The sequence below is a fragment of the Acinetobacter sp. GW821-FHT01E09 genome, from assembly GCF_059422385.1.
The window spans coordinates 3,642,908-3,664,154 of the sequence record NZ_JBWKWU010000001.1; the positions used below are offsets into that span (position 1 = coordinate 3,642,908).

A 21,247-nucleotide genomic window follows, 5' to 3' on the forward strand; every position below is an offset into this window, starting at 1 on the left:
GCTATATTCCTTTATCAAGCAATTTAGACGCTGGTTTCCAACCATGCTTGCATTGCATTATTCACTTTATCTGGTGCAGTTAAATTCACCATATGTCTTTCATTTTCAATCACAATAGCCTTGGCATTTTGAGCTTGGCTGGCCATTTGTATTGCCATTTCTGCTGTAGAGTTAGGATCACCAGTCCCCGTGAGAATCAAAGCTGGACAGGTGATTTTTGACCAGGCATTGGCATAAACTGAATCACCTCGAGCAAAGGCTGAATAAGCAGTTGCATAGCCTGACAGATCGACCGCCTTTAACCAAGATTTCACTTTTAATGCAGCTTGGCGCTCTGCCTCACTGTCACCAAACCAACGTTGTAGTGGTGTTTCTATATCAAGCTGACCTGCTTTTATCGCTTCAGCGCGGTGAAGCACTGCATTCTTGGCTTTTTCTGAACGTTTATAAACACCATTCAATACCGCCATACGTTTCACCAAATTTGGACAAGTTGCACTTACACCTGTTGTAATCAGTGAACCCATTGAATGCCCAGCCAAATTGACAGCTCCAATATTCAGTTTTGTCAGAAACTCAATCATCCAATCCACAAAGGCCTGTAACGATGCATCATGGGCTAACTTTGTACTTTTCCCATGCCCGGGCATATCCACTGAGATCACGCGATAAGCTTTTGAGAAGAACTCAATTTGCGGATACCATGCCTCGGCTTGCATTCCAACACCATGAATCAGAACTAAAGGCTCTCCTTGACCCTGCTCAAAATAGTGAGCAAGGCGATTATTTGACAGCTGCAGGGTTTTTGAGATCATGACCTAACTCTTCCAAATCTTGATAACGATCCCCAATACGATGATGTGGACGACCACCTGTTGCAGCACCAATCACAATAACTAACTCATCAGCAGCTGGCGCATCTGGAATAGCAAACTGTAAGGTTAAATAATGAGAACGGCGCCCTTCATCATTTTTATCCATCATTGGAATTAAAATCGGTGCATTTGCAGGGCCACGGGTGTTGTTAAATGCAAGATATGATTTTGCCCCGACCGCACTACGGTAAGTATTTCCAAAATGTAGGGTATGAATCAGGGCTGATGCATGTTCAAGCTCACCGTTTAAACCCACCACTGCACTCTTACCAAATGCTTGTACTGCTTCACCAGAACCGACTTCATCCAAAATAAGCTTGGTTAAATGCTCACTCAGTACTGGTGCAATACGGCGAATTTCTGGGGAAAGATTTTCAACATAACCTTGCCCTGCCCAAGGGTTTTGAATCACAGCTGCTGCTGCAACCATTTTTAAGGGTATAGGTGCATCCTTAGCACCATCGATATATGTGGTTTCGACATGAAGCACCGTTTTACGTATCAGATTCATTGTTCTTCCTTGCTGGTTAATTAATTTTGTAGTCCGTATTATGGTATACCATAATACATAATGCAAAAAATGCAATAGTTTGCTATGCTATTTTTAAGCAAGGAACTTGTAACAAAATTGTGTATTCGCAAAATCAGGAATGATTAAACCTCTATGAATCTTAAAATTGAAAATCCACCCGTGACCTTGCGTGAGCTATGTTTAGACAAAGTTCGCAATGCCATCATTACTGGCTATTTTCCTTCTGGAAAAAGACTGGTTGAAAGAAGTTTATGTGAAGAACTGGGCGTAAGTCGCTCTGTTGTACGGGAGGTCATTCGTTATTTAGAAGCTGAAGGCTTGGTTGAGATTTTGCCAAATAAAGGGCCAATTGTTTCCTTGCTCAACTGGGATATTGCATCACAAATTTATGAAATTCGACTATTACTTGAACAGAGCGCAGTTGCAGATTGCACTCGAAATCTCACCCCGCAAACCACTGAAACGTTAAAAGGTTTAGTGATTGAGCTTGAACATGCCTTTGCTGCTGATGATATTAATTTGATTATTTCAGTTTCATCAAAACTCTATGAAACGATTTTTACCACAGCAAAACATCATATCGCCTTGGAAGTGGTACAACGCTTAAATGGTCGTATTAGTCGACTTCGCGCAATGACAATGAATTCAACTAAACGCGAAGTTTCAGGTTTTCAACGAATCAAAAATATATGCGAAGCAATTTATTTAGACCAAGATGCTGAAAAAGCCAAACAAGCTGTTGCTGCCCATATTGCTGAAGCTGCTTCGATTGCAAAGAATATTTTAAATACATAAAGGTTTAATAAATTAAAGGATTAAAGCCATGTCTGCATACTGGATTGCGCACGTTACCATTCATAATTTAGAACAATATAAACAATACATGGCTTTAGCCCCCTTAGCGTTTGAAAAATATAATGCAAAATTTCTTGCAAGAGGTGGAAATTCTATTTGCATGGAAGGAAAATCTTATGAACGTCATGTCATTATTGAATTTGCTGATTTAGAAACAGCACAAGCTTGTTATCATTCAGAAGAATACGCTAAAGCAAGGCTTGCTCGTCAAGATTGTGCCGATGTCATGATTAGTATTGTGGAAAGTTTAAACTCGCTGGATTTATAAAAACCAAAAATGAATGGATTAAAACAGATAAAAATACTTTTCATCACAATTTACTTAAACCCACACTCTTCACCATTAGACTAAATTAAAAAACGGTTCTTTAAATCAAAGAACCGTTTCGAAATACAGCCCCCTTAGAACTTAAAGCTATAATCTATATTTAAACGAGTTTCATTGGCTGAGTGAAAGACCATATTGGTTGGCATATCATTTCGGTAATGAGAAAAACGTGCTCGCATGCCTAAGCCTTTTAACTTCCCTTCTGGGATTTTATAAGCTAAATCTAGCTCCATCGATTCTTCTTTAAATCGTTTATCGCCATAACTAAGTAAATCAATATCTTGTCCTTTGGCATAGCGGGTCATAAAACGCAGTCCATTGAGAGAAATATCAGCTAATTTTACATTTTTAAAATCATATTCATAACGCAGTGAATAGACTTTCTCGTCTTTATTGGAATAATCCGAGCTCATAAAATCAAGCACCACTGGACTTTCTGTTCCCGATAAAAATGGTAACCCGGTCGAACCAAATGCCTGCATATAACCCAAAGACAGGGTATGGTTTTGATAATTTAAGCCAAATAATCCACTTAAATGCTTGTTATCTACATCACCGATTTTTTGTCTACCAGCCTCCTGACTATTGAAAAATCGTACATCGCTTAAAAAAATTAACTGTTCATTTAAAGGCTGTTTACCATTGAAACCTAAAAATTGCTGTTGGTAGATATCGTGCAGTTCAGCCTGATAAGCACGGATTCGATATGCATCATTGAGTTGATAAGCGCCACCAAAACTATAGAAGTAATCTGTTGTTGCTGATTGATCAAAACGGCGATTGATATTGTCCGTACCGACATCACTATAATGAATCGAATCACGCTGTCGCACTTGGTCTACATAAAAACCTTCCAATTGTAACTTTGGAATTTCATTGGAAACAAACCGAGCACCTCGATAAGTTTGAGGGAACAAACGTGCAGGTGAAGAAAAAATCGTGGGCAATCGTGGAACCAAATCTCCCACAAAAAGCTCATTTTTCTTAAATTTTGCTTTGGCAGTCAGCCCTATTTTCCCATAATAATCATCTCGTGAATTATCTGCATTTACAGGTAATAAGTTACTCCGTGCATAGTCATCGGCTCGATCTCCAATTAAGTTAAATCCAGCCATTGCCAATACATCAACACCAAAACCAACTGTTCCATCGGTATAGCCCGATTGACCATTAAAGATAATACCTTGTGCCCAATCGCGCGCAGCAGTATAAGGATATGGATCTTGTTTATAGTCTCGGTCAAAGTAAAAATTTCTAAGCGTTAGCTCTGCACTACTGTCTGTCACTAAATCGGCATGCGCCAGGGCACTAAATAATGGGCAAAAGTATACCCACACCCACAAAGATGTTTTTTTCATTTTTTATCTCAACCATTTAATTTTTAGAGGATTAAGTTGTTGTTTTAAGCGTATAGGCTGCTTCATTTTTATGTCGATAAAATGCATTACCTAACATTAAAATAAGTACAATTGCCAAAATAAATACCACCCCGTAATATGCATAAAGCGTGGCTGGCGCTATACCTTTATCTAAAAAAACGCCTGCAATTGTTGGTGATAAAATGGCACCAATACGTCCAAAACCGATGGCATAGCCTACGCCACGACTACGAATATCGGCATCGTAAATTGTAGGTGAAATAGAATATAAACCAGCAATACAGCCATTAATCAGCGTTCCAAGTAATAGGCCAACAATCAATGCCACGCTCACTTGAGCTGAGACAGCCACGAATAAAAACACACATGCGGCAGTTAGTCCTAGAAATAGACTTAAGGCATAGAAGATTTTGATACGGGATGCCAGCAAACCAATAATTGCTGCACCAAAGATCCCGCCAATACTAATTAAAATACCTGTGGTAACCCCTTGTTCAGCCGACATTCCCATTGAAATTAAAATTTTCGGTGTCCAACTCATTACAAAATAGAAGCCAAACATTACGAGAAAGAAAGCACCCCATAGACACAATGTTTGAAAGCCCTGTTGCCCACCAAATAATTTGGCAAAATCTCCGCCACCCTTTGCATCACTTTTTGCATAATCAGGTAAAGCATCTAGATGATTTAAGCCCATACGCTGTAATACTGAGTTCATCCGCGCTAGCGCTTGTTGTGGTCTTTTTGCCAACAAATAATCTAAGGACTCAGGCAATAACCATATACTTACCAACAGCATTGCAATGGTTGTGATCCCACCTGCAAGGAAAATCGAGCGCCAGCCTAAATGTTCAATCAGTGTCAGTGACAATATCCCACCAAGTGTGGCACCAATCCCATATCCTGTAGACATTAAACTGACCGCAAAACTTCTCCAGCGCGTATTGGCATATTCACTGGCCAAAACATTGCTACTGGCAAGAATACCGCCAACCCCAATCCCTGTGACAAAACGAAGCATGGCCAACATGCTATGACTATTGACAAAAGCGCATGCCAGCATGCTGATTCCAGCGATCACCAAACAAATTAAGATCAGTAAACGGCGACCAATTTTATCGGCAAGTGGTGCCAGAAAAATCGAACCAGCAGCCATACCAAATAGACCAGCACTTAATAACAAACCGATTTGAGCACCAGAAAGCGACCAATCCGCTGAAACTGAAGGTGCAGTAAATGCCATGACCATGACATCAAAACCATCAATAATATTGAGGAAAACACAAATCAAAATCACAAACCATTGATAGCGGCTCATCTTATTTTGACTTATCTCACCAAGCACATCTCTTTCCATTTGTGTATCTCCCAATCTGGATAGGATATACACACGACATTGCTGTGCTGCGTCGTTGGGTGGTTATGCATATCCGTATCCATAATTACCTAGAGGAATAATTTAATTTTTAAAACTCGTTTTTGAACAAGAATATTTTTTTGGAGCGTCCTGCTCTATTTCATCTTGATTAATTGGATCCAAAAAATCAATAGTATTATTAAAAAATATTTACAGAGTTAGATTAAAACCCATCAAATACATGACTTAACTAAATATATTTAAATTAAAAGAATGAAACACGAATATACATATTTGAAAATTACACTAAAATGGATCCATTTAGTTCATTTAACCTCTTCTAAGTCAGTGACCTTATTGAGGATATTAAAAAAGCCCACCCCCTTATTTTTAAATATTTCAGTTTTCGCAACGTGATAGGTATTCAGCAAAAATACAAATTGGATCCAAAATATAAACAAAAGCACAAATAACCACATAATCTCGTAGAGATATTTTTTAAATAAAAACAGTAAAATACCGATAAACACAAAGCAAACGAGCCTAAATCAAAGACTTCAATGATCAAAAATGATCATTTTATCGATTGACCATTTACTAGTGTTGATATAAATTGGATCCAATAAGTGATAAGGAGTCATCACAAATGTTTATAAAAAATGCATGGTATGTTGCTTGCTATCCTGAAGATATCCAAGATAAGCCACTTGGTCGCACCATCTGTGGTGAAAAAATTGTTTTCTATCGCAGCAAAGAAAATAAAGTCGCTGCTGTTGAAGATTTTTGTCCACATCGTGGCGCCCCATTATCATTAGGCTATGTAGAAGATGGCAATTTAGTTTGTGGTTATCATGGTTTAGTCATGGGATGCGAGGGAAAAACCATTTCTATGCCAGCTCAACGTGTAAACGGTTTCCCCTGCAATAAAGCCTATGCAGCCATAGAAAAGTTTGGCTTTATTTGGGTTTGGCCTGGTGATCAAGCTTTGGCTGATGAGTCCAAACTTCCAACACTAGAATGGGCAGAACATCCTGAGTGGAGCTATGGCGGTGGTTTATTCCATATCCATTGTGATTATCGTTTGATGGTCGATAACCTTATGGATCTGACCCATGAAACCTATGTTCATTCGAGCAGTATCGGGCAAAAAGAAATTGATGAAGCCCTTCCTATCACCAAGGTCGATGGTGATCATGTCATTACTGAACGTTATATCGAAAATGTCATCGCTCCCCCATTTTGGCAAATGGCACTTCGTTGTAATAACTTAGCAGATGATGTTGCCGTAGATCGTTGGCAACGCTGCCACTTCGTTGCACCAAGTAACGTACACATTGAAGTGGGTGTCGCTCATGCTGGTCATGGCGGATATCATGCCCCTAAAGATAAAAAAGTGTCATCGATTGTGGTTGATTTTATTAGCCCTGAAACAGAAACCTCGCATTGGTATTTTTGGGGAATGGCACGTAATTTCCAACAAGATAACCCGACCCTCACTGATCTCATTCGCGAAGGTCAAGGCAAAATCTTTACCGAAGATTTAGAAATGCTGGAACAACAGCAACAAAATATTTTACGAAATCCCCATCGCCAGTTACTGATGCTAAATATCGATGCTGGTGGCGTACAGTCACGTAAAGTGATTGATCGATTATTGGCACAAGAAAGTACGCTCACGCCTGAAACAACAAAACATAAGTTTCCAAATATTCGGGTGATTTAAAGGAGAATACACATGGACGTTGTTATTGATAAAATTCACCAGCTTACTCCATCAATTCGAGCCTTTGAATTGGTTTCAAGCAATGGTTCTGCCCTTCCAAGCTTTGAGGCAGGCGCACATATTGATGTACATCTCAAAAATGGCTTAACACGCCAATACTCACTTTCAAACTGTTGTAGTGAAAAACATCGTTATGTAATTGGTGTTTTGCATGATGAGCATTCCAGAGGTGGTTCTCGTTGCATGCATACCGAGTATCGTGAAGGTGATCAATTACGTATTGGCGCACCACGTAACTTATTTGAAATTCATCCTCATACCCAAAAGGCAATCTTATTTGCAGGTGGTATCGGCATTACCCCGATTCTTTCAATGGCATATCGGCTTAAAGCTCAGCGGATCCCATTTGAATTGCATTATTTTGTACGTAGTCATGAAATGATTGCTTTCTATGGAAATTTAACCGAACACTTTGCAGGTCAGATTCATTTTCATATTCAAGGTCAACCAGAAACTCAATGTGATATGTCGTCCGTCTTGGAACAGAATTCATCCGATAGACATTTATATGTTTGTGGACCAGCAGGTTTTATGGCATTTGTGATGGAGTCAGCTCAACACATGGGCTGGCAGACAGAGCAGCTACATCAAGAACACTTTGTCGCACAAAAGTCAGAGGCATCTAACAATGCGGCGTTTACCATTGAAATCAAAGGCAGTGACCGTCGAATCGAAGTACAGCCTCATCAAACAGCAACCCAAGCCTTAATTGAAAATGGTTTTGATGTCCCTGTTTCTTGTGAACAAGGTATTTGCGGAACCTGTATCACGCGTGTGCTTGCAGGAATTCCAGATCACCGTGATGTATTTATGACTGATGAAGAACATGCATTAAATAACCAGTTTACCCCCTGCTGTTCTCGAGCAAAATCTACAAATTTGCTGATTGAATTCTAATGAAAAACAGCCCTTTGATTCGATTAAAAGAGCTGCTTAGGGTCTGTTGATATTTCTTTTCGGTTTTATTGAGACAACACGTTTCTTAAGGTCTCGCCCAAAACCACAACACTACTATGTTCCCGCATCAATGTTTCAGCACGCCCAGCTTGTCTATGCATTAAAGCATCGTAAATTGAACAGTGTTGTAGATGGGCATAATGTAAGCGACGATATTCTGAAAGTGCTTGAGTTTGGTCATAGGTAATGGCTTGGGCCGAGGCCATGGGCAATTGATTGTTTTTGGCTAAGGCTTGGATCAATGCAACATTTTGCGCGCCTTGAATAATGGTATCGTGAAAAATCACATTAAAGTGATGGTAACGTTCCAGCTCATGATCACCAAACTCAGTTTTTCCATCAAAAAGTTTTTCAGTTTCGACAATGCAATTTTGTAGTGTTTTTTTCTGTTCTTCCGTCAAACCTTGTTCTGCAATGGTTTTAGCAGCCAGTCCTTCAAGGATGCCACGCACTTCAAGTGCATCATTGATCAATTTTTCTGAAATTTCTCGAACCGTATAACCTCGAGTCGGATTTTTAATCAATAAACCTTCTTGCTCAAGCAAACGAAATGCCATACGCACAGGCTGTCTTGATACCCCAAGCAACTCAGCCGTTGGGATCTCTGCCACTCTGGCACCGCCCTCTAGCTCCCCAGCAATAATCATTTTTCTAAGTTTAATTAAAACTTGTTGACCTGAAGACATTCACTGTCACACGCTATCAAAAATACTCTTTGATGCTAACAAGTTCATCTATAAAATGAAAACAAATTTTCGATTTGAATCTATTTGGTTTAAGCTTCAAAAAAAGCCTGATCAGCTTTGTTGTATAAAAAAGAAAAAGAAAGCCACCTATATTTAATTAAGATTTAAAACCTTGCTCAAAATAGGTAACTTTCTATTTTTCAAAAATTAATGACTAAGCAAGTCTGAACGACTCCCCTGCACCTCATTAAATGTTTTTATTTCATAAGGTAAACCCACATAGTTTTCAGCCAATGTGGTTAAACCCGCATGTGAATCTAAAATATAACTCAATTCAGCCTGCTTAATTTTATGATCAAACTCACTTTCCGTTTCAAAACGATGTAGTAAATGCGTCATCCACCATGAAAAGCGTTCTGCTTTCCACACACGTTTTAAGCATTTTTCAGAATATTCCTCGATGCCTTGTTCTGAACCATTGAGATAAAATTCAATTAAGGCATTTGACAAATAAGCGATATCAGATGCAGCTAAATTTAAACCTTTTGCTCCAGTCGGTGGAACGATATGTGCCGCATCTCCTGCTAAAAATAGTTTCCCAAATCGCATTGGTTCTGTCACAAAACTGCGTAAAGGTGCAATACTTTTTTCAATAGAAGTGCCTGTAACCAAATTTTTACGACTTTCTTCATCAAGGCGATTTTTTAACTCATCCCAAAATCGTTGGTCAGACCATTCATCGACATGATCCGTCACAGGAACTTGCAAATAATATCGGCTACGGGTTTTTGAACGCATACTACATAAAGCAAAACCACGTTCTGACTGTACATAGATCAATTCATCTGAAACAGGTGGAACATCTGCAAGTACACCTAACCAACCGAATGGATAAATCTTTTCAAAAGTTTTGATTTTATCTTGTGGCACGCTTGCACGACAGACCCCATGATAGCCATCACAGCCTGCAATAAAATCACATCTAAGCTGGTAAGATTGACCATTTTGATGAAAGCTAACATACGGGTTTTGCTCAAAATCATGAATTTGCACATTCTCTGCTTCATAATAAGTGCATAAACCTGCCGCTTCACGTGCATGCATTAAATCTTTTGTGACTTCCGTTTGTCCGTAAACCGTAACTTGCTTACCCTGAGTTAACTCAGATAAATCCACACGATGCTTTAAGCCATTGGTTAAAATTTCAATCCCATCATGTGCTAAGCCAAACTTGTTTAGATTTTCATCCACACCCGCTTGCTTCAATAAATCTACCGATACTTGTTCAAGTATCCCAGCTCGAATACGTGCAGCTACATATTCAGCACTGCGTTGCTCAATGATCACGTGGGAGATACCTGCTTTAAACAACAGTTGTCCAAGCAATAGCCCAGCTGGGCCTGAACCAATAATCGCCACTTGTGTGGTTAAATTTTCCATAACATTTTCTCCATATCCTGACCATTAAATTAATTTTTTTGATCTCTTTTTGATATGGTGAAAACTGGATAATCGCCGTATAGTGGCAACAATGACCGTATATCGGCCATAAAATTATAATCGGGAATGGATGAACGATGAGATACGATTTAATTGAGAACGAAGTTTCAGGTGAAACCATTAAGCAAGACGATTACATCGCTGGACTCGCCAAAGGACTAAGTTTGCTTGAAGCCTTTGGAGTTGATCGTCAAAAACTCAATTCGACTCAAATTGCAGAGCGCACAGGATTGAGCCGTACAGCGGCACGAAGATATTTACGAACTTTAAAATATTTAGGTTATTTAGAAACTGATGATCACTACTTTTGGTTAACTCACAAAGTGTTACGCTTATCGAGCTCCTATTTAAGCTCTGCACATCTGCCTAAAGTTGTGCAACCTATTCTCAACCTGTTAAGCGCACAAACCAGTCTGACTTTTTCGCTAGTGGTTTTAGATGAACATGAAGTTGTTCCGATTGCGCGAAGCTACTTACCTCAACATGATAATTTACGCCTCAGCCCGTATGGGATGCATTTGGGCAATCGTTTGCCTGCACATGCAACCTCAACAGGCAAAGTTTTATTGGCAGCATTAAATTTAGAAGAACAAAAACACTGGGTAAATAAATATAGTTTGAAACGCCTCACCGCTTATACCATTCAAGATGAAGTCCAGTTTTATCAAGTATTGGCAGAAATTCAAAAACAAGATTATTGTCTATCAAAAGAACAACATGAATTAGGGGTTATTGCGATTGCAGTTCCAGTATTAAATGCACAAGGCAAAGCCGTCGCTGCATTAAACTGTATTGCACAAACACATCGTGTCACTGAAGAACAGCTGATTCAGCAAGTTTTGCCTTTACTAAGAAATACAGCCTATGAGTTAAGGAGTATGGTTTAAAAATACGTTGAAGAAATTTTAATGGGAACCATAGTGCTTAAAGGCTAATTTTTTTAAACGCATAATTTTTAACTTGTTCATGACAGCGTAAAACAATATAAATTTATAAAACATAAAGATCCATATTGATTTTTACCACCAGCTTAAAAGATAATAATTATTATTCGCATATTTATAAAAATCAATTTTATGATTCAATCTATTCTTATTCAGCCAATAGCAAATCGTGTACTCAACTCTATGACTTTGGTCAGTTATAAAAATACAAACAGATGCTGCAAAACACCTGTTTCTGCTAAAAGCTCTGCCAGCCAGCAACAAAGCCTGAACTGAATTTAATCTTTTTTTATTTGTAAATCATCAGTACCCATACTTGAGCAATTAATAAGTTTCTCAACAGGCGTAATCACATCACTGTTATCGAATAGGTCATTTTTCATGTTGAAGAAAACTTCTCTCTACTTGGCGCTAGGCGTGTTAATCATGCAAATCTCAATACATACTTTTGCCGATAACAGCATTCGTATTGGAGAAACACAAAACATATCTTCCGCTATTTTAAATGAAAAAAGACCAATCCAGATCTATCTCCCTGCTACATATGATAAATATCCCAAGCAAGAATATCCTGTGATTTATCTATTAGATAGCGAAACTAACTTTCATTATTTGACAGGAATTGTCGAGAAATTATCGAAGTCACCTTATCCCTCGATTCCTGAAATGGTCGTTGTGGGCATCGTCAATACAGATCGTGCTCGAGACTTAACCCCAACCAAGCAAAAGCCTGGAATTAATGAAGGACGTGTAATTGAAGGTGAAACTGGTGGAAATGTCGCATTTTTTAAATTTTTAGAATCTGAGCTCATGCCTGATATTGAGAAAAAATATCGTACGAATGGGTTAAATATATTGATTGGTCATTCTTTCGGAGGTATTACCGCACTCAATCATATGCTCAATGGTCAACAAAATATCCAAGCCTATATTGTCCATGACCCTAGTATTTGGTGGGATGATGAGATCATGTTGAAACGTTTTAAGGAAGCGAACAATCAAGATTTTCAGCATAAAACTTTATTTTTAACCCAAGTTGGTGCCAGTGAAAATACAGACAGTTTAGACAACCATTACAAGGGTATCAAAAAGTTCAATCAATATTTAAGTCAACAGCCTTTTACTCAACTGAACTATAAATATGTCCAGTATGAGGGTGAAGATCACGGTACTGTGCCAATGAAAGGTAATCTTGATGGTTTGCGTTATATTTTTGAAGGTATGCGAGTCAATATTAAAGCGATCCCAGAAAATCCCAATCTTATAAAACAACATTATGCTCAAGTAAGTCAAAATTTAGGTTTTGAGATACAACCCAGTGAGGCTTACTTAGATCGTGTTTTAGACTATTTAAAGCGTTCAAACAATCCAAAAGTGATACAACAATTTCAAGACTACATCCTTTCGATCTATCCTCAATGGCGTGTTAAAACATCATCATAAAAACGTATATGATTTAAATGTGCCGCATCGATGTGACTGCTTATTTAAAGTGTTCACATCGATGTGATTTTATTCTCTTTACACACTGTTGTTTGGGTATGAATTTCATACACGCAAAAATTAAATGCTTAAAGTATACAATTTTAAAGCCTTCAACCATCTACTCGCTTATTTTTACTTTAATTCAAGAGAGGGAGGACATAGGCCATCTTTAGGCTGTATTGGATTCCAGTAAAAGCTTCTTGCGATCTTTTCCTGGTCAAATAAAATTTTAAACTGACATGTTGTAATAGTGTCATTGGTACGGTCTGCAGCTGTGAAATGGAACAAATAATTCCATTCTATAGCTCTCCAACCATCCTCATATTGAGGTCGGCCAATCAGTGCGTAAAGTTGATCTTTGGTCATTCCTGCTCTGACTTGATTCAAGTTCTGTACATTTGGGAATGTTCCCGCTTTTTTATTTAAAATGACATCATCCACCTTGTGCCATTTCGCTTGCTCGGTTTTACCCTCTTTAGAAATAATGGTTCCTGTTGCACAAGCACTCAATGTTACGGCAATTAAACTCAATATTAATAAATTTTTCATATGTCGACTCTCGCATAAATTCTTTTTTCGTTAATTTGAATCCCAAAAATGGTAAGCTAAGACACTGTTTACATGGCTAAAATGCCTTAGCTTCCCTAAACTACCATTGGATCCCAGTACCTACAGTTCCCCCAAAATCACCACGCGAGTTACCACTTCCACTCACCTTAAACACCCATCGACCATTATCTGAAATTGATGACATCCCGATCGCATACCCACTTTCTCCACGGTAAGTCCCCCCACTGATTGCCATCAAACTTTTGCCTGGAATATAAGCTTGAGGTAAACCTGCTGTTGCAAGTGCTTGCGCATTGCCTGCACTGGCTCTTTTCTCTAAATCATCTATGCGACCATTGGTGTCATAAAATACTTGCTCTAAACGATCACCTAGATTGGTAATTTTATTACCTAAATCAATATCAGCCTGATTAAGCGCACCTAAAGCATCACCCACATTATGATATGAGCCGTTATTTACATTGTAGGTTGGCGGAGTGAACTGACCATTTTCATATTTTGCGCCACCGCCTAAAGATGTTGTGATGTATTGGTTTGATGTATTGAGTTGTGAACCATTAACCGCATCTTTTGAGGTGCTGGATACTTCACCTGCTGCAACATTGGTGATTTTTTTATTCCCAGCATTTATTCCATTTTGATCTATTGCAACATCACCCACTTTGACTGTGTTTGCTATGACATTATCTGCAGTAACCGTATTTGCGGTAACTGTGTTAAATTTTACGTCATCCGCTGTTGCAACCTTATATTCCTTACCTCCTAGGCTATTGGTTGTTTCAGTGACCGTCATATTCTGCCCAGCAATAACTGTAGAATGTTGCCCAGCTTTTTGGTTGATTGAGCTAATCGCATCATTAATGTTGGTTGCACCTGTACCACCGATGTTGGTAATGGTATTACCATCTCCGCCTTGGAATGCACCATCCCCAATAATATTATGAATCTGGCTTCCATTCACCGCATCTTTACTGCTCTGAGCAATACTCCCCTCTGCAACATTGGTGACTTTATTGCCCGCAGCATCAATACCATTTTTAGTCACACTTGGCCCGCCAGAAATGCTAAGACCATCATTATTGATTACGGTATTGCCTGCGGTCACACTGTCAACCTGAATATCTTTGGCTAATTCGACACTGACATTATTGGCATTGTTACTGATATTAATATTGCCATCTTTGTTACTAAAATCGACCGTATCGCCTGATTTGACTGGATTACTATTGGTTCCATTGGTGGTCAAATTCCAACCTTGGTTTGCTGTTTGTATACGATCGCTCACCGCTTTAAGCTGATCTTCTGTTGCAGCTTGACCACTGACAAAGTTATTTGGATTAAATGTTTTATTGGTCAGCCCACTAATAGTCCCTGTTGCACCATTCACAGTTACAGGGTTTGCACCGCCCACAATAATTTGCGTTGGTCCCATTTGGGTTTGATAAATACCATTACTTAGATTGATACTGCCTGCACCGATCCAACTACTATTGCTTGCATCACTCACCAATGTGCCATCAACAGTACTGATATTCGATTTGGTAGCATCTTTCAGTTCGACTTTGCCATCACTGATTTTGCTTTTACCAACCGTTAAGCTGCCTGCAGAAGTGAGATCAATATTTTTTGCTAACTCGACTTGTACTTTTCCAGCTGCAACCTTGGTACTGATATTACTGTCAGCGCCAATCACATCAACGCTTTCACCTAATTTCTTGTTTACTGTATTGCCGTCCTGTGCGGTTAAGGCAAAACCTGCATCATTCAGTCCAGTTTGGATTTCTTTAAGCTGTTCTTCTGTGGCTGCACGACCTGTGGTAGCAAAATCATTACCTGATGTAGTCTTATTGGTTAAACCTTCTAGAGTGCCTTTATTAGCATCAAGTACAACTTGATTGACCGTATTTTTGACGCTGATCACACCAGAACCCACCACACTTTGAGTGCTACCATCTTGTACGGTAATACCATCTTTATTCAGCACAGTGGAGTCCGTTGCGGTACCCGCAGTGACGCTTTCAATATTCAGATCTTTATTTAAACTGAAATCAATGGTTGTCGTTCCATTACTATCATTTTTTGCACTGACATTTAAATTAGTTTCACCTGTTGCTAAGCCAACATCGACCGTATCTCCTGGTTTGACTTGCGTTGTCCCCAAAATAGCATCCGTTTTGACGTTCCAGCCTTTATTGGCATTCTGAGCAACATCACTGACTTGTTTTAACTGCTCTTCAGTCGCAGCTTGTTTTTGATTGTAATTTGCATTTGGATCCCAAGTGGTATTGCTTAAACCACTCACCCGTCCTGTTGAACCATTCACCGTAACTGGATTTGCACCACCTACAAGAATTTGTGTTGGGCCGACTTGGGTTTGATAAGTGCCATTACTGACATTGATATTTCCTGCACCTAACGTACTGCTATTGCTACCATCACTGACAATTGTACTATTCACCGTACTAATATTCGATTTGCCCGCATCTTTTAATTCAACTTGACCATCTGTAATTTTACTGGTACCGACTGTTAAGCTGCCTGCAGTACTCAGATCAATATTTTTGGCGAGCTCTATTTCAACCTTGCCACCTGCAACCTTGGTGGCAATATTGCTATCGGCACCAATAACCTCAATACTTTCACCCAATTTTTTGTTGATACTATTACCATCGCCAGCCGTTAAGCCAAAGCCCGCATCACTGAGCCCAGTTTGCATCTGTTTGAGCTGTTCTTCTGTGGCCGCGCGACCGACTGTAGCAAAGTCATTACTGGATGTGGTTGTATTGCTTAGGCCTGTAATTGTTCCTGTATTGCCGTTGACTGTTACTGGATTTCCACCTGTGGCAGGTCCAATCTTGACCACTGGCTCAAGCCCAAAGCTAATTCCATTATTGCCTGTGTTGGTAATTTTAATGTTGCCATCGGTTGCACTAAAATCAACATTTTCACCGAGACCAATCGTATCTTTTGCTGCACTGTCAGCATTTGCACTAATGCTAAATCCTTTATCGATAATCTGTTTAATCTGGCTCCCATTTACAGCATCCATAGAGCTATCACTAATATCACCCAATGCAACATTGGTCACTTTATTGGTCCCCGCATTGATTCCTGTCACGGTCACACTTGGTGAATTCGGCACAGCACCGCCATTTGCGTTTACAAAAGTTAAGCCTTTGCTATCGATCACTGTGCCACTCGCATTTACACTATCGAGCTGAATATCTTTAGCGAGTTTAATGGTTAGTTTATTGTCGGTACTGTCTGCAACCACACCGATGTTATTGTCGGTTAAATTACTCGCCACAGATTCACCGCCGACAATACTCAAGCGTTGCCCCAATCTACGATCGACATTCACACCGGCATTGTCTCCAGCAAATGTAATTGGTGTTGCCAATTGATCCTCAGTTGCAGCGCGCCCAGATAAATAGTTACTTGGATCAAAAGTGGTATTGGTTAATCCTGTAATCGTGCCATTTTTGCCATTAATGGCAATGTTTGCCCCACCTGGAAGTCCGCCCACATTAACGATTTCTGCAAGTTTTAGATCGACATTTGCACCAGTGTGGCCAATGGCTAGATTGCCATCACTATTTGAAAAATCGACTGTATCCGTAGCTGCAATATTTGTAGTACCTGCACTGTCTTTATTGGTGGTTAAATTCCAACCTTTATTGGCATTTTCAGCCACCTCATTGACTAACTTAAGCTGTTCTTCTGTTGCTGCACGCCCCATTTTGGCAAAGTCTGATTCAGTTAAAGTTTTATTGGTCAGTCCTGTCAAAGTACCTGTTGTGCCACTTAACACAACATTATTGCTCGCATTTTTTAAGTTAATGGTATTGGCATTTATGCTATTACTGCTTGCCCCAGCAGTAATCACTGTCTGAGTGGAGGTGCTGATATTACTATTATTGGCGCTGTCTTTAATTTCCACCTGCCCATCTGTAATTTTGGAAGTGCCGACACTTAAGCTTCCTTGAGCGGTCAGGTTGACATCTTTGGCCAATTTTAATTGCAAAGTATCGGTACCATTACTTACAACCCCCAGATTGCCATCTGTAAGTACCCCAGTCGCTCCACCAGTGAGCTTTAATTGCTCACCCAATTTACGCTCTACTTTCGCGCCAGTGTCTCCGGCAAAACTTAATGGCGTGTCTGCTAAATCGGTAATGGCTTGATTGGTTTGATACAATTGACTGCCATTGATTGCATCTGTACTTGAGCTACTGATACGCCCAGCAGCGACATTGACAATGGTTCGTTCAGCCCCGACATCCCCGACACTTACACTAGAAGATACAGCGGGAGCTCCTGCAAAATTATAGGTTTTGCCATTAATTGTGGCTGATTTGGTTGCCACATAAGCTGCCGAAACTGAGTTATTTCCTAAAACTACAGCATTTTCATGTGATGCTGTTGCAGACTTACCCAATACAGTTGCGCCTTTCGCACTCACCGAAGCACTATTTCCGATTGCGACTGCATCCTCTTGAAGTGCATTGGTTCCCGTACCCACCGCAATTGAATTTAAAGCGTTTGCATTGGATTGTTTGCCAAGTGCAATCGCATTGATTCCATTTGAAGTTGCATTATTACCTATAGCAGTGGCATCTTTAGCACGACTTACACTGTTGACACCAAACGCTATCGCATTTTCACCAGCACTTTCTGCGTTTTGACCAATTGCCGTGGCCTTTGCTGCATAGCTTTTTGCTTGAGAGCCTATTGCCAAACCATCTTGAGAAGTACTGTTTGCATCTGAACCTATTGCAGTCGAATTCACACCCGAAGCTTTAGCATTATCTCCATAGGCCATACTGTCTTCAGCAGTTGCTGTGGCAAAGCGTCCTAATGCAACACTCTGTGCACCATTGGCTTTAGACTGATAACCAATTGCCGTCGCATTATCTCCCTGAGACAATGCTTGACGACCAATTGCAATCCCTTGATCTGCGGAATTAACTTCAGCGTCACTCCCTACAACGACCGCATAGTTTGACTTGGTGCCATCTGCCTCTGAACCATTACCAATGACAATACTATCTTCACCACGGCTTTCTGCGCTTTTACCCATCGCAATATTATTTGTACCTGAGGCAATCGAAGAGTCACCGATTGAAATCGAGGAAACCCCCACTGAACCCGCGCCCGCACCAATTGCAACTGATCTTTCTCTTGCCACAATCACATTACTGCCTAAGGCAACACTGCCTGCAGCAAGTGAAGACGTACTGGCACTCGGGCCGATTGCTAAAGAATTATCTCCATTTGCCCCTGTGTTATTTTTATTATTAATATCAGTGGTGTTTACAGAAAAGTATTGTGGCCCTGCTTCGGCAACAGCTGTTTTTAATTGCCCAAAATTCACCGCTGAGGACAAATCATTTTCATCGCCTTTTACGTTGCGAATAATGGTTCCATCTGTACCGACTAAATTAACAACCGATTTGTCTGAGTTATACAACACAGCATCAGGTACTATCCCACCAATCTGTCCCGAACCCAGTAAATCAAAAGCATCTTGAATCGTCGTTGGAAGTTTACTGGTATTGCCTGAAGGATCTTTAACATTGACTTGGATTAAAGGTAAAGTACCACCACTTCCAATAGTTGCAGGATTACCATTTGCATCTGTTGCACCCATCACACGGATAATGTCATTTTGTAAGGCTTTAATCTGATTGACGGTTACCGCATCTTGCAAGTCAGCACCATCAGCAACATTGGTAATTCGACGTTGCTCATTTTTATTCCCGACCGAAACAATGTTAAAGCCTCCCACACCACCAGAAACATTGGTAATATAGCTATTTCCAAGTGAGTTGTTTTGCGCAACACTTCCCGAACCTAGTGCCACATCACTTTGCCCCGCCAAAGAATCTAAGCCAATTGCAACCCCTGAAGTACCTGTCACAATTGAATCATAACCAAGTGCAACACCGCCTTGAGCAACACTTGCTCGTGTTCCAACTGCAACCCCTAAACTTTCAGTAAATGTTGCCGCACCGATCGCAACTGAGCTTTGTACGGTGGCGTTTCTGTCTTTATTGCTGCCAAAACCAATTGAAATATTCTGATTACCCGATAAGTTTGTCCCTGCATCGCTACCTAAAGCGATATTGTAATCAGAACTTGTTGAGTTGACTGTTGAATTGCTACCCGCACCAACCCCTATCGCAATCGATTGGTTACCACTAATATTTTGTCCTGCGTTTGCTCCAACGGCGATATGTCCATTGCGGTCAAATGTACCTGAACCAATAGAACCTACTCCTGCTGCACTACCAATTGAAACACCATTCACCACACTAGATTTTGCGCCATCACCCAATGCAATTGAACTCGCACCTCCTGAAGTCGCTTGATTTCCGATTGCGACGCTCGCAGTTCCACTTGCAGACACTGAATTTCCGATCGCATTGGCATTGGTCACAGCGGATGCCGAGGTTCCTATCGCATTGGCATTGGTTCCCACAGCATTTGCACCCTGACCAATTGCATTTGAATGCGTTCCTGTTGCTATCGCAGCATCCCCAATCGCAATACTTGAAGGCCCACCTGCTAATGCAGAAGACCCCAATGCAACACTTTTATCGCCAACAGACATATTGGCGCCATTTTGCAAAGCTGTTAGGAACTGATTCACTTGCGTGGCAGAAACTGCAACCCCATTAATTTCAGTAATTGTACTGGGATCCGTTCCCATTGCAGTGACAGGAATACCATTGATTGCAATCAGTTGCGTATTGGACACGTTATACGTTGGGGTTAATGCTCTGGCTTGCCCACCATTTCCGATAGAGGTTGAATTGGCCCCAAGTGCGCCAGTTTCTTTACCAAAAGCAATAGAATAATCATTTAATGCATTGGCTGTATTTCCGACAGCAATACTGTTGAGTCCTGTAGCATTTGAGAGATGACCGATAGCAATTGATAATTCACCTTCGGATTTTGCCACTGGGCCAATAGCGAGAGAATTTAAGCCATTGGCTTGTGAGTCAACAAGAGATGAATTGGTGTGGAAGTATTTGATACCTTGACCACTTTGGAAAAGTAAATCATTCACTTGTCCACCAGTCACCGCATCTGTAGATCCAGCAGCAATGCTACCGTTGGCTAAATTTGTGATTTTGTCACCACCAAGATCTAAACCATTTGCAGTACTGGTCAATACGGTATTATTTGCAGTATCACCAATTTTTACCGAGTTAAACTCTGGATCATCCACTGTGGAAATTGAAATATCAGTACCCGCATTGGTCACGGCAATATTTTTACCATTCACAAAGTTCACGGTATCTGTAGCTTTTACAGCGCTAGACGTCCCGCCATTGCTTTGTATATTCCAAGTTTGATTCTTGAGTGAGTTCAAATCCGTCGCAGATGCCTTGCTGGTTAATCCAGTGTTTACATCATTGACCTGACTATTCAAGCTATTGAAATCCGACTGTGACACTTTCGTCGCCAAACCTGTGTTTGAATCATTCACTTGATTATTCAAGCTATCAAAATCAAGCTGGGAAGCCTTAGTTGCCAAACCTGTTGAGGTATTATTGACTTGATCTTCAAGGGTATTTAAATTATTTTTTGTTTGATTTAAATCAGTATTTACTGTTATTAATGATACACCGTTTGCAATCACATCCCCTGTTACAGTTAAACTACCATTAACATTTAAACTCTCATTAATATCTTGTGCCAAAATAGCACTCGAGCTAACAGTAAATAATAAAAACATCGACCCCTTCACAATTCTATTAACTTTTGACTTTTTATTACCTTTTACAATTTCAGAAACTACAATCCAGCTTCCAATCGTAGTATTCCAGACCAATTTATACACTTTATTCATAATATATATACCTGCATTTATAATGTCGTTTTTAATTTATTAATTACTTTTAAAATAAAATGCACAATATATTTGTATTTTTCCATACTGTTTACCAAACGATACATTTTGCTAACATAGAGAAAACAAATATACAAC

14 protein-coding genes are annotated in these 21,247 nt (G+C 39.9%); 6 read left to right on the top strand and 8 right to left on the bottom strand.

From position 1 onward, the window contains the following. Positions 1-23: 23 nt before the first annotated feature. Entirely contained in the window at positions 24-815 is a 792-nt protein-coding gene (locus tag AC07U8_RS16550) for an alpha/beta fold hydrolase (protein WP_419262160.1), read from the bottom strand. Then, positions 784-1,386 (bottom strand): amino acid synthesis family protein, encoded by a 603-nt coding sequence (locus AC07U8_RS16555; RefSeq protein ID WP_096734954.1) that lies wholly within the window; start codon positions 1,384-1,386, stop codon positions 784-786. Before AC07U8_RS16555 ends, AC07U8_RS16550 begins: the two co-directional genes overlap by 32 nt. A 153-nt stretch (positions 1,387-1,539) precedes the next feature. On the opposite strand from AC07U8_RS16555, the gene AC07U8_RS16560 reads away from it, so the two are divergent. Together AC07U8_RS16560 and AC07U8_RS16565 are read left to right on the top strand one after the other, a co-directional pair. Then, positions 1,540-2,202 (top strand): GntR family transcriptional regulator, encoded by a 663-nt coding sequence (locus tag AC07U8_RS16560; protein ID WP_209827559.1) that lies wholly within the window; start codon positions 1,540-1,542, stop codon positions 2,200-2,202. Between the two features lie 28 nt (positions 2,203-2,230). Continuing rightward, a complete protein-coding gene (locus tag AC07U8_RS16565; RefSeq protein WP_209827560.1) occupies positions 2,231-2,530 on the top strand; it encodes a DUF1330 domain-containing protein in 300 nt (99 codons plus the stop codon). Between the two features lie 134 nt (positions 2,531-2,664). On the opposite strand, the gene AC07U8_RS16570 is transcribed toward AC07U8_RS16565, so the two are convergent. Together AC07U8_RS16570 and AC07U8_RS16575 are read right to left on the bottom strand one after the other, a co-directional pair. Further along, positions 2,665-3,948, bottom strand: coding sequence for an OprD family outer membrane porin (locus AC07U8_RS16570; protein WP_494738309.1), 1,284 nt, complete (start codon positions 3,946-3,948; stop codon positions 2,665-2,667). A 31-nt stretch (positions 3,949-3,979) separates the two neighbouring features. Next, on the bottom strand, positions 3,980-5,326 hold the full coding sequence (locus AC07U8_RS16575) for an MFS transporter (RefSeq protein WP_315076882.1): 1,347 nt from the start codon (positions 5,324-5,326) through the stop codon (positions 3,980-3,982). Between the two features lie 646 nt (positions 5,327-5,972). Here AC07U8_RS16575 and AC07U8_RS16580 point away from each other — a divergent pair. After that, positions 5,973-7,049, top strand: coding sequence for an aromatic ring-hydroxylating dioxygenase subunit alpha (locus tag AC07U8_RS16580; protein ID WP_494738310.1), 1,077 nt, complete (start codon positions 5,973-5,975; stop codon positions 7,047-7,049). Positions 7,050-7,061: 12 nt separating this feature from the next. After that, positions 7,062-8,006 carry a PDR/VanB family oxidoreductase gene (locus AC07U8_RS16585; protein ID WP_494738311.1) on the top strand — a complete coding sequence of 315 codons (945 nt, stop codon included), beginning with the start codon at positions 7,062-7,064 and terminating at the stop codon, positions 8,004-8,006. 65 nt (positions 8,007-8,071) lie between these two features. Here AC07U8_RS16585 and AC07U8_RS16590 read toward each other — a convergent pair whose 3' ends face one another. Both AC07U8_RS16590 and pobA read right to left on the bottom strand, forming a co-directional pair. Next, the gene (locus AC07U8_RS16590) at positions 8,072-8,752 is read right to left on the bottom strand and encodes a GntR family transcriptional regulator (protein ID WP_004717728.1); all 681 of its coding nucleotides are present in this window, start codon (positions 8,750-8,752) and stop codon (positions 8,072-8,074) included. 207 nt (positions 8,753-8,959) lie between these two features. After that, complete coding sequence (gene pobA, locus AC07U8_RS16595) at positions 8,960-10,192, bottom strand: 4-hydroxybenzoate 3-monooxygenase (protein WP_494738312.1); 1,233 nt, start codon at positions 10,190-10,192, stop codon at positions 8,960-8,962. 137 nt (positions 10,193-10,329) lie between these two features. On the opposite strand from pobA, the gene AC07U8_RS16600 reads away from it, so the two are divergent. Then, positions 10,330-11,139, top strand: a complete 810-nt coding sequence (locus tag AC07U8_RS16600; RefSeq protein ID WP_056513343.1) for an IclR family transcriptional regulator domain-containing protein — start codon at positions 10,330-10,332, stop codon at positions 11,137-11,139. 438 nt (positions 11,140-11,577) lie between these two features. Then, positions 11,578-12,639, top strand: coding sequence for an alpha/beta hydrolase (locus tag AC07U8_RS16605; protein WP_494738313.1), 1,062 nt, complete (start codon positions 11,578-11,580; stop codon positions 12,637-12,639). A 174-nt stretch (positions 12,640-12,813) separates the two neighbouring features. On the opposite strand, the gene AC07U8_RS16610 is transcribed toward AC07U8_RS16605, so the two are convergent. After that, positions 12,814-13,230, bottom strand: a complete 417-nt coding sequence (locus tag AC07U8_RS16610) for an outer membrane protein assembly factor BamE (RefSeq protein ID WP_494738314.1) — start codon at positions 13,228-13,230, stop codon at positions 12,814-12,816. A gap of 100 nt (positions 13,231-13,330) precedes the next feature. After that, positions 13,331-21,109, bottom strand: coding sequence for a YadA-like family protein (locus AC07U8_RS16615; protein WP_494738315.1), 7,779 nt, complete (start codon positions 21,107-21,109; stop codon positions 13,331-13,333). Positions 21,110-21,247 lie beyond the last annotated feature (138 nt).

Coding starts and splice junctions, on each gene's coding strand:
- AC07U8_RS16550 (WP_419262160.1), bottom strand. CDS start 815: ATGATCTCAAAAACCCTGCAGCTGTCAAATAATCGCCTTGCTCACTAT.
- AC07U8_RS16555 (WP_096734954.1), bottom strand. CDS start 1,386: ATGAATCTGATACGTAAAACGGTGCTTCATGTCGAAACCACATATATC.
- AC07U8_RS16560 (WP_209827559.1), top strand. CDS start 1,540: ATGAATCTTAAAATTGAAAATCCACCCGTGACCTTGCGTGAGCTATGT.
- AC07U8_RS16565 (WP_209827560.1), top strand. CDS start 2,231: ATGTCTGCATACTGGATTGCGCACGTTACCATTCATAATTTAGAACAA.
- AC07U8_RS16570 (WP_494738309.1), bottom strand. CDS start 3,948: ATGAAAAAAACATCTTTGTGGGTGTGGGTATACTTTTGCCCATTATTT.
- AC07U8_RS16575 (WP_315076882.1), bottom strand. CDS start 5,326: ATGGAAAGAGATGTGCTTGGTGAGATAAGTCAAAATAAGATGAGCCGC.
- AC07U8_RS16580 (WP_494738310.1), top strand. CDS start 5,973: ATGTTTATAAAAAATGCATGGTATGTTGCTTGCTATCCTGAAGATATC.
- AC07U8_RS16585 (WP_494738311.1), top strand. CDS start 7,062: ATGGACGTTGTTATTGATAAAATTCACCAGCTTACTCCATCAATTCGA.
- AC07U8_RS16590 (WP_004717728.1), bottom strand. CDS start 8,752: ATGTCTTCAGGTCAACAAGTTTTAATTAAACTTAGAAAAATGATTATT.
- pobA (WP_494738312.1), bottom strand. CDS start 10,192: ATGGAAAATTTAACCACACAAGTGGCGATTATTGGTTCAGGCCCAGCT.
- AC07U8_RS16600 (WP_056513343.1), top strand. CDS start 10,330: ATGAGATACGATTTAATTGAGAACGAAGTTTCAGGTGAAACCATTAAG.
- AC07U8_RS16605 (WP_494738313.1), top strand. CDS start 11,578: ATGTTGAAGAAAACTTCTCTCTACTTGGCGCTAGGCGTGTTAATCATG.
- AC07U8_RS16610 (WP_494738314.1), bottom strand. CDS start 13,230: ATGAAAAATTTATTAATATTGAGTTTAATTGCCGTAACATTGAGTGCT.
- AC07U8_RS16615 (WP_494738315.1), bottom strand. CDS start 21,109: ATGAATAAAGTGTATAAATTGGTCTGGAATACTACGATTGGAAGCTGG.